This window comes from Streptomyces sp. KR80 (assembly GCF_052245555.1).
GTDB lineage: Bacteria > Actinomycetota > Actinomycetes > Streptomycetales > Streptomycetaceae > Streptomyces.
Window position 1 is genome coordinate 1 of sequence record NZ_JBQQCD010000044.1, and the last position, 8,451, is coordinate 8,451.

General features: G+C 67.2%; 5 protein-coding genes and 1 pseudogene. 2 read left to right on the forward strand and 4 right to left on the reverse strand.

Features of this window, described 5'->3' with window-relative positions:
- Positions 1–328: 328 nt before the first annotated feature.
- Positions 329–1,147: a GNAT family N-acetyltransferase gene (locus tag ACTWQI_RS29745; protein ID WP_443275206.1), complete on the reverse strand. Its 819-nt coding sequence runs from the start codon at positions 1,145–1,147 to the stop codon at positions 329–331.
- 430 nt (positions 1,148–1,577) lie between these two features.
- Here ACTWQI_RS29745 and ACTWQI_RS29750 point away from each other — a divergent pair, with 430 nt between their 5' ends.
- The gene (locus ACTWQI_RS29750; RefSeq protein WP_443275208.1) at positions 1,578–4,082 is read left to right on the forward strand and encodes a Helicase associated domain protein; all 2,505 of its coding nucleotides are present in this window, start codon (positions 1,578–1,580) and stop codon (positions 4,080–4,082) included.
- 106 nt (positions 4,083–4,188) lie between these two features.
- Here ACTWQI_RS29750 and ACTWQI_RS29755 read toward each other — a convergent pair whose 3' ends face one another.
- The 3 genes from ACTWQI_RS29755 to ACTWQI_RS29765 form a co-directional block, all read right to left on the reverse strand.
- Positions 4,189–5,115 (reverse strand): hypothetical protein, encoded by a 927-nt coding sequence (locus ACTWQI_RS29755; protein WP_443275209.1) that lies wholly within the window; start codon positions 5,113–5,115, stop codon positions 4,189–4,191.
- A gap of 6 nt (positions 5,116–5,121) precedes the next feature.
- A complete protein-coding gene (locus ACTWQI_RS29760) occupies positions 5,122–5,430 on the reverse strand; it encodes a hypothetical protein (protein ID WP_443275210.1) in 309 nt (102 codons plus the stop codon).
- A 604-nt stretch (positions 5,431–6,034) separates the two neighbouring features.
- On the reverse strand, positions 6,035–7,207 hold the full coding sequence (locus ACTWQI_RS29765; RefSeq protein WP_443275211.1) for an alpha/beta fold hydrolase: 1,173 nt from the start codon (positions 7,205–7,207) through the stop codon (positions 6,035–6,037).
- 294 nt (positions 7,208–7,501) lie between these two features.
- Here ACTWQI_RS29765 and ACTWQI_RS29770 point away from each other — a divergent pair.
- Positions 7,502–8,451 (forward strand): annotated as a pseudogene (locus ACTWQI_RS29770) (AfsR/SARP family transcriptional regulator); the annotation flags it as partial.

Below are 8,451 nucleotides of genomic sequence, written 5' to 3' on the forward strand. Positions count from 1 at the left end.
GGTGGCGCTTCGCGCCACCCGAGCCAGGGCTCTGCCCTGGCAGCCAGGGCTCTGCCCTGCGAGGCCTCCGCTCCGCTCCGGCCTCAAAGGAAGGCCCGCTGCGCGGGCCTAAAAGCCGGCCAGAAGGGGCGCGGTGACGGGCCGTCTCCTGGGGGATGATTGGGGGTTGTTGGAGCCCACGATCCGGATGCATCAAATCTATCCTTGCGTAGAATCTGGGTTTCTTCGGCACTGCCATATTTTGATCGCTTCGAGGATTCTCGTCTGGCGAAAAAAATCAGCTCAGCGAAAACATGGGAGTTCCCTTTTTTCTTGGGTAATTCTGAGTTCACGGCTTGCTAGTCGAATAGCGGGTGTAGGAATGCAGTCGGTCGATTTCCGAGAAGCCTGCTGACTCGTAAAGGGAGTTGGCGGCGGTGCGGTCCCGTTCAGCTCCGGGTGATGTGTCGTCGTCTACGTAGAGGATCACCTCTGCCGCGCCGAGACCTGCGAGATGGTCCAGGGCCGTGCCAAGCATCGCGCGGCCCAACCCGCGGCGCCGGGCGCTGGGTTGGACTTCGATCCGCCAGAGCACTCCGATCCCATCCATGGGGCGGCCGATGACAGCTTCTGCGATGGCCTTGCCGTGTTCGTGTACCTCTAGGCGCTGTGCGTCCTTGTCCTCTGGGCTCGGCCCGATCCTGGTGGGTGTCAGACGAGGCATGTCCTGCGCGGGCAGGTCGGCGCGCATGTAGCGCCACAGGTCCTCGCCAAAGAATCCAGCCCGCTCCAACGCGGCGTGGGTCGCGGGACGGTGACGTACCGGCAGAGCTTCCAGTCCCATGGTCAGAGCTGAAGCGAAGTGGAAGGCGTACACGGTGCGTGCGCCGAAGTGGTTGAGTGCGTGAGAGATCAGCGCGTCGGCTACTGTCGGGGTTTCGCGGCAGTGGAGCCACAGAATCAGTCCGGCGTTGTCCTTGGGTCGGAGCGCAGAGGACATGACCCCCAGCGCCGTTCCAGCAACATTCACGGCCACCTGTGTCGCGGGGGTTTGTAGTTCCTGCCACCAGCTGGCATCGACCCGTGAGCGGCCGTGCAAAGTCTCGGCGAGCATCGCCGAGGATGCGGCAGGCTGGCCGGGCAGCCGGTCGGCGTTGATCAGTTCCACAACGGACGGTTCGTCAGCCGGCGTATAGGGACGGACAGTCACACCGAGTACTGATGTCACAGTTCATGACCATGGCCCGAGGTCTTCCTGTTGTCCAGGAAGGCCGAGGGTGGTGGCGCGGCGTTGCTGGCGGCTCGGGGAGAGCGGAGAGGTCATAGGCCTATATAGGGCAGGGCGATACGAGCTCCGATCCCGCCGTCGACGGGGAGTAGGTCCTGGCCAGGCCCTGAGGGGGGCGGATGTCCGTGCTGGTCGCTGCTCAAGCGGGGGACGGGAGCGGTGCGGGCCCACCGGCCGTCGCTGTCGTGCACGGCGCGACGGGCCGTGCCAGGTGGGGGCGGGCTGCTGTCGGACGTAATGGGGGAAATGCGAAAGACTATGGTTGTTGAGTGCGGCGGTGTGTTCTGTTGGGTGGAAAGGGGGTGATGGAATGAGTGACATTGAGCTTCGACCGCATCAGATCGAGGCGGTTGATGCGATTGTTCGCGCTCTGGAATTGTCTGCACTTTCTGAGGTGCCTGCGGAGGGGCTGCGGGCTACCGCGGTGGCCGCTACCGGATCCGGGAAGACGATCGTTGCGGCGAAGGTGGCGCAGCGGCTGGAGCCGCAGGGGAGGATCTTGGTCCTGGTGCCGACGCTGGATCTGCTGACGCAGACGGTGTTGGCGTGGCGCGGGGCGGGGCATCGTGGGCCGGTGGTGGCGGTGTGCTCGTTGGGGCGGGATGCGGTGCTGGAGGCGGTTGGGGTGCGGTGCACCACTATCCCTACCCGACTGGCCCTGTGGGCTGGAAGCGGTCCGGTGACGGTCTTCGCTACTTATGCGTCTTTGGGGGTGCTGGAGAAGGCTCATGCCGGGTCGTATGGGCAGGTTCTGAAGTCTTTTGGGCTCGTCATCGTGGATGAGGCGCACCGCACGAGCGGCTACTTGGTGGGTCCGGCGCGGGGGGTGGAGGAGGTGCGGGTGGCGTGGAGTGCGGTCCATGACAATGCGCGGATCCGCGCTGCGCGGCGGTTGTACTTGACGGCCACGCCGCGGATCTGGGAGCCCCGGGGCCGCGTAGGGGCGCTGGGGATGGTGGGTGTCGGGGAGGGTGTGGAGGAGGTTGAGGAGGGTGCTGGGCGGCCGGGTGTGGGGCAGTTGGTTGCGAGCATGGATGATCCCGCGGTCTACGGCAGCCGGTGTTTCACGCTGTCTTTGACGGAGGCGATCGATCGGGAGATCCTGGCCCGGTTCGAGATCGACGTGCTGGAGATCCGCGACCCGGTAGGCGCCGGTCCTGGGGAGGACGCTGGGAGCGAGGAGGGGCGCGGGCGGCGGCTGGCCGCTCTCCAGGCCGCGCTGCTCTCGCATGCCGCCGCGGAGAACCTGTCTACCATCATCAGCTTCCACCACCGTGTCATCGAAGCGATGGCCTTCGCTGCCAAGCTGCCGCAGACCGCGGCGCGGTTGTGGGAGGCCGACCCGGTCGAGCACATGCCGCCGCATCGGGTGTGGGCGGACTGGCTGTGTGGTGACCATGACGCGGAGCACCGGCGCGCGGTTTTGGATCAGTTCGCTCATGGCCTGGATGCGAGGGGTGTGGCGGTCAATCGGGCGGTGCTGGCGAATGTGAAGGTGCTCGGCGAAGGCGTCGACATCCGCGGCACGCGCGGCGTGGATGCTGTGTTCTTTGCGGACGTGCGGGGCTCGGCGATCGATATCGTCCAGGCTGTGGGGCGCGCCCTGCGGCAGGAGCCTGGCGAGGGGAAGGTGGCGCGGCTGATTGTGCCCGTCCTCCTGGCCCCCGATGAGAACCCCGAGGACATGCTGGCCTCCGCCTCGTATGCGCCGCTGGTGGCCGTCCTGGAAGGCCTGCGCGCACACGATGAACAGCTGGTGGAGCAACTCGCCGTCCGGCAGGCCACCAGCCGCAGCCGGCCGCCATCCCCGGTCCGCACCGGCGAAGACCAACCTGCCGGCGCGGGAGAGGAGCGGTCGCTCCTTACGTTCGCCACCCCCCGCGATCCGGAGCTGATCGCCCAGTTCGTGCGTACCCGCGTCATCCGGCCCGAGTCTCGCGTCTGGCTCGCCGGACTGAACGCGCTGCGGACATGGCGCGCCGAGTACGGCCACGCCCGAGTCCCCTTCGACATCAAGGTCCCGCAGGGGGAAGGCGTCTTTCCGCTGGGCGGCTGGGTCAGTGAGCAGCGCCGTGCCTACCGGGCGGGGACACTCGCCCCGTGGCGGATCGAACTACTCGAAGAGCTCGGGATGATCTGGTCCGCACCCGACCTGGCCTGGCAGGAGAACCTGGACGCCCTGCGCTCCTACCACGCCACTCACGGCACCGTCGCCGCCCCGCGCTCCGCCGTGGCCGGAGGCAAACCCGTCGGGGTGATCATCGCCAACCTCCGACGGCCCGGAGGCCTCGGCAAGGACCCGCAGCGGGCGGCTGAGCGGGCCCGGCAGCTTGCCGCCGTCGATCCGGACTGGAACTGCTCCTGGCCCCTGGACTGGCAACGCCTGTACACCAAGCTGCGCAGCTGCCTGGACGGCGGAGCCACCCTTGCCGAACTCCTCCCCGGCGTGCGCTTGGGCGGAGAAGACGTCGGCCGGTGGCTGAGCCGGCAAAGAGAAAGCTGGTCACAGCTCAGCGATGAACAGCAGCACCGCCTGGCGCAGCTCGGCATCGCACCAGGCGCGCCCACCGGGGCCGAGAAGCGAGCGCCGGCGGCCGTCACGCACGCCGACGCGTTCACGCGCGGCATCACGGCCCTGAAGCAATTCAAAGATCGAACCGGGCATGTGCGGGTTCCGCGCCCACACGTGGAAAAGCTTCCTGATGGCACACCCGTTCGGCTCGGCATCTGGTTGGCCAACCAAAAACAGCGCCGTACCAGGCTGGCCCGGGGGCGCGCGGCAGCCCTGGCCGAACTCGGCATCGACTGGGCGTAGCGCCCGATGTCCACGCGGGGCGGTTCATCGGGTGGCGTGCGATGACCGCGCCACCGCAGTGGCTCTGATCACGGCCAGCTTCCAGGGCCGCCTGTGCGGCCTGCCGTCAGTTCAGCTTACGGCTCGCGTCGGCCTCGGCAGGTTTGGTGATCTCCGGGTCTGCAGGCTTCCACGGCGTGGACTCAGCGTCATAGGAGGCGGCCAGCCCGGCCGCCTCCACCCGCTTGGCGTTGGAGTGGTAGACCGTGATTTTGTCCTTGTCCGGTGCGACCGGCGCCGCCAGTCGGGCGGGGTTGCCGTAGTCGGGATTAGGCACCTTGATGTGCTTAGACGGGTCCCAGTCGTACCGGTCGAAGGCCCTGGTCTGCCAGTCGGTGAAATCCACCTTGTACTGCGGAGTGCCTGGCTTGGGAGTGAGTGTCACGACGACCTCGGTCTTCAGGCCGAAAGTATGGAGGGACATCAGGAGGTCCAGTTCATCCTCATCGGCCAATCCGAGGAAGGCTTTGGCCTGTACGGCCAGCGGAACCTCCACCGACTGCCCAGTGAAAGACATCTTGATGGGGGAGCTGCCGTCCCACGGATCGACCCCGGGAAGCTTCTGGATGCGCGGGATCACCCCGCCCCACTTCTCGCCTCCTTTAACCCGGGCCTTCTTCTCGGTGAGGAACACCGGGCGGACGTTGTTCTTCAATTCGTCGGTCACCTGACGCAGCTTCTCCACCTTGGCGGAAGAGAAGGTGAGCCGTGCGCCCTTCCCGTCCAACCAGTGGAGCAACATCTGAGCGGCCAGCGAGTCCGGCCTTTTGCGTTGAATCATCAGGGCCAGCCGCCGGTACCAGTCGGCGACTTCGGGAGGGCTGAACGCGCTCAGCTCGTCGTCAGAGGCGGCTCCGGGCGGCTTCTTACGGGGCGCAGGCGGGGCGCCGGTGGCGAAGACTCCGCTATCCAAGGCCGTTGTCGGCAGCGCACGGAAGTCGAAGAGGGGCGCTAGAGGAAGCGCGCGCACGCCGCCAGGTACGGGGGTGCTCATCGGCTGCTACCCGCTGACGGCGTGGGAGCCATCGGCACCTGCATGGCTGGCGACGGTCACTCCGGTATCCGAGGCAGAGACCGAGATCTTGCCGGGCAGGGCGACGGAGGGGGTAAAGATGTCCTTGTAAATCTTGGCTTTGGCGTTCTCGTTGTCGGTGACGAGCTTCTGTCCCAAAGTCTCGCGGTCGTTGTCGAGTGCGCGTTCGCGGACGGCGTTGAGTTGCAGCCCTTGCGAGTATTCGTCGAGGGCGTTCCCTTGGCCCAGGAGTGCGTCCACGACGACGCCCTCGGTCCGCATAACCGTCTTGTCCACATCCAGGGCGATGATGTTGCGCCCGCTGTAGGAGGCCGGCTCAGGAACGTTGCTCCAGTGCGAAGCATCGTGGCCACATCCGCGGCCGTCAGCTGGCGCAGCGTGTGGGCATATCACGGAGATGCTGCAGAACTGAGGATCGTGGCCTTGCCACTCGGGTCAAACTTAGTAATCGGCTCAGCCACCACGGACTCCCTCGGGGTACCTGGCCTACTCCGGATGAGCGGGCGCCAGCACAGAATAGCCACGTAAGTAGAACGAAATAGAACATACACGCGCCGGGGGGGTGTTTGTCGAACGCCAAGAGCGGGAGCCTCTCCGTCTACGCCGGCGGCGGAAAAGCGAGTGCGCTCGTCGCCGATCTCGACCAAGAGCCGGGGCGCCCAGTAGGGCGCCCGCCCGGCCGAAGCGGGCAAGCCGACGTCAGGACACCGCGCTGTTGCAGGCCGCCCCGCGGACCGTCGACAGCCGGGGCAGGCGGATATCTTCCACCAGTGGGCGGTCATGCTGTCGGTGGGCGTCTCGGTCCACTGCTGCCCGCGCCCCTCGTGTCCGCCCGTACCTGGAGTGTCCGGAAGCCTCGGCAAGCAAGGGTTCCTAGTAACTACTCCATGGGCGTGAGGACACCATCGTCATCCACGTCGAAGCTTCCATTGGTGAGGCCCTCAACGGCGGTGTGCTTAAACCACTGCTTGGACATCCGGTGCAGGACCTTCGACTGGCGTTCCCAGGGCATTTGGTGGCCCGTGCAGGCGACCCGGAACATCAGTTTGTTCGGGCCGGTGATGGCCTTGTACAGGGCAGGGACCGAGAAGTGGAGCTGGCCCAGGTCCGGCGAGGTGTTCGCCGTGGTGTCCAGTGCTCCATACACGATGAGCACGGGCACGGTGTTGCCGAGAGTGCCGTCCAGCGGCACCGTGGTGGAGTTCCAGCCCCACCAGAAGGAATTCCGGAAACGCATCACGCCCTGAGGGGCTCGGCCCTCCTTGGGTCCCCAGCCCTTGCCGACCGTGTCGTTGTCCATGATGGCTTTCCACACCACGTCGACCATGCCGGCCTCCCGCTGGTTGGGGCAGCGCAGCTGACTGTCCCATGCGCTTTCGAAGCTCTCCTTACTGGTGAGGTTCATCGGGAAGCCGAACACGGCGGCCGGGGTGGACACCGGCAGCGGAACCGGCGCATCGAAGCGCGTACCCGGCTTGCTCGCCCTGCCCTTGGGCGGGAACATCGGGGCGAGAAAGAGCAGGCTCTCCACCTTCTCCGGGTGCTGCAGGGTATACGGCCCGATCTGGAACGAGGCCGCCGACCAGCCGGCGAGGGCGACCTTCTGAACGTCGTGGCGGTCCCTGATGAACTCGACGACCGTGTCGAGCTCGTCCCAATCGCTCCGCGAGTTGTTCAGCTGATAGGGATATGTCGGGGAGCAGGTGGCCGACAGCGGGTTGGGGACCAGAAGGTCTTCCTGCAGGGCCGGGTTGGCATTGCAGGGCTCGTCCATCTTCGGGCGCGGTGAGCGGCCGGATCCCTGGAGATCCATGATGAACACGTCGCAGCCGTCTTCTGCCAGCGACTGAGCCCAGCTGTACTTCCCGTGCTGGAGGTCGAGGCCCGCGAGCGCCGGAGCGCTCCTGCCGTGCAGCATGAGGACGGCCTTGCGCGGCTTGTTCGGCTTGGTGCCGTCGTACTCGCGTACGAAAAGTTTGACGGAGTCATCCCTGTTCGCGGGGACGGTCGATTTGTGCTCGACCAGGTGGTCCTTCGGGGTGATGGTGGCCATCGATGTGATCCAATTCCGTCGACTCGCCCCGAAACAGACGCCCCGGGCCGGGCCAGAATCACCAGGGACACGTACCCAATGCCGTGCGCAAGGCCGCAGCCCTGCGCAATCCGACCCCATCGGGTACATCCATCGCTCCGAACGGCCTGTCCCCGGTGTGCCACGACGTCGCGGCGATCCGCGAGGACCCTTGTATGGCGCTCAGGCGCCGAAGCCGACGACGGGACGTCGGCCGCCGTGACGTCCAGGCGCAGCCGTATGTAGCGCAGTGGGTGTCTCCAGGCTCCTCGGTCGATGGCGGTGTCGGCGCTGACTTCCGCGACGAGGTCGGGAACGACGAGGATCGGGTCGAGCGTGTCGCGGCTGTCCCAGGTGGCGGTGAACCGTACGCCGGTCCACGGGTGGTCAGGGCCGGCCTGGTTGAGGTGGTCGGCGCAGCGCTCCACGCTCTACAGCTACATCTCCCGGCTGCGGCAGGCCCTGGCCACCACCGGCGGGGTGCGGATCACGCGAGGGTTAGACGGCTATGTGCTCACCGGCCAAGCCCCAGCGGTGGATCTGCACCGGTTCCGCCACCTGGCCGCCGGGGCCCGCACGGCCGCGGACGACGAGCGTGCCGCGGCCCTCCTGGAGCAGGCTCTTCGGCTGTGGCGCGGGCAGGCCCTGGCCGCGTTGGACACCCCTGGGCCAACGCCCTGCGCGAGACCCTGAACACCGAGCGCCTCGCCGCCGAGCTGAACGCCACCGACATCGGGCTGCGCCTGGACCAGCACACCGATCTGCTGCCCGGTTCACGCACCCGCGCGGCCGAGCACCCGCTGGATGAGCGCCTTGCCGGGCAGCTCATCCTCACCCTGCACCGGTGCGGGCGCACGGCCGAGGCCCTGGAGAGCTATGAGCGCACCCGGCAGCGGCTGACCGAGGAGCTGGGCATCGATCCCGAACCGCCACTGAGGCGCCTGCACCAGCAGGTCCTGACCGGCGAGGGAGCCCTCACCGGCCGCGGCGAACACGCGGTGACCACCCGGCCCACACCGGCCGCCGTGCCCGCCCACCTCCCGCGCCAGTTACCCGCGCCGCCAGCGCTGTTCACCGGCCGCACCGCCGAGCTCGCCGCGCTGTCGGCCGGACTCGACCAGCACGCCGGTCCCGGCGGCACGGTGGTGATCTCGACGATCGGCGGCACCGGCGGTATCGGGAAGACCTACTTGGCCCTGCGCTGGGCCCACGAGAACCTGGAGCGC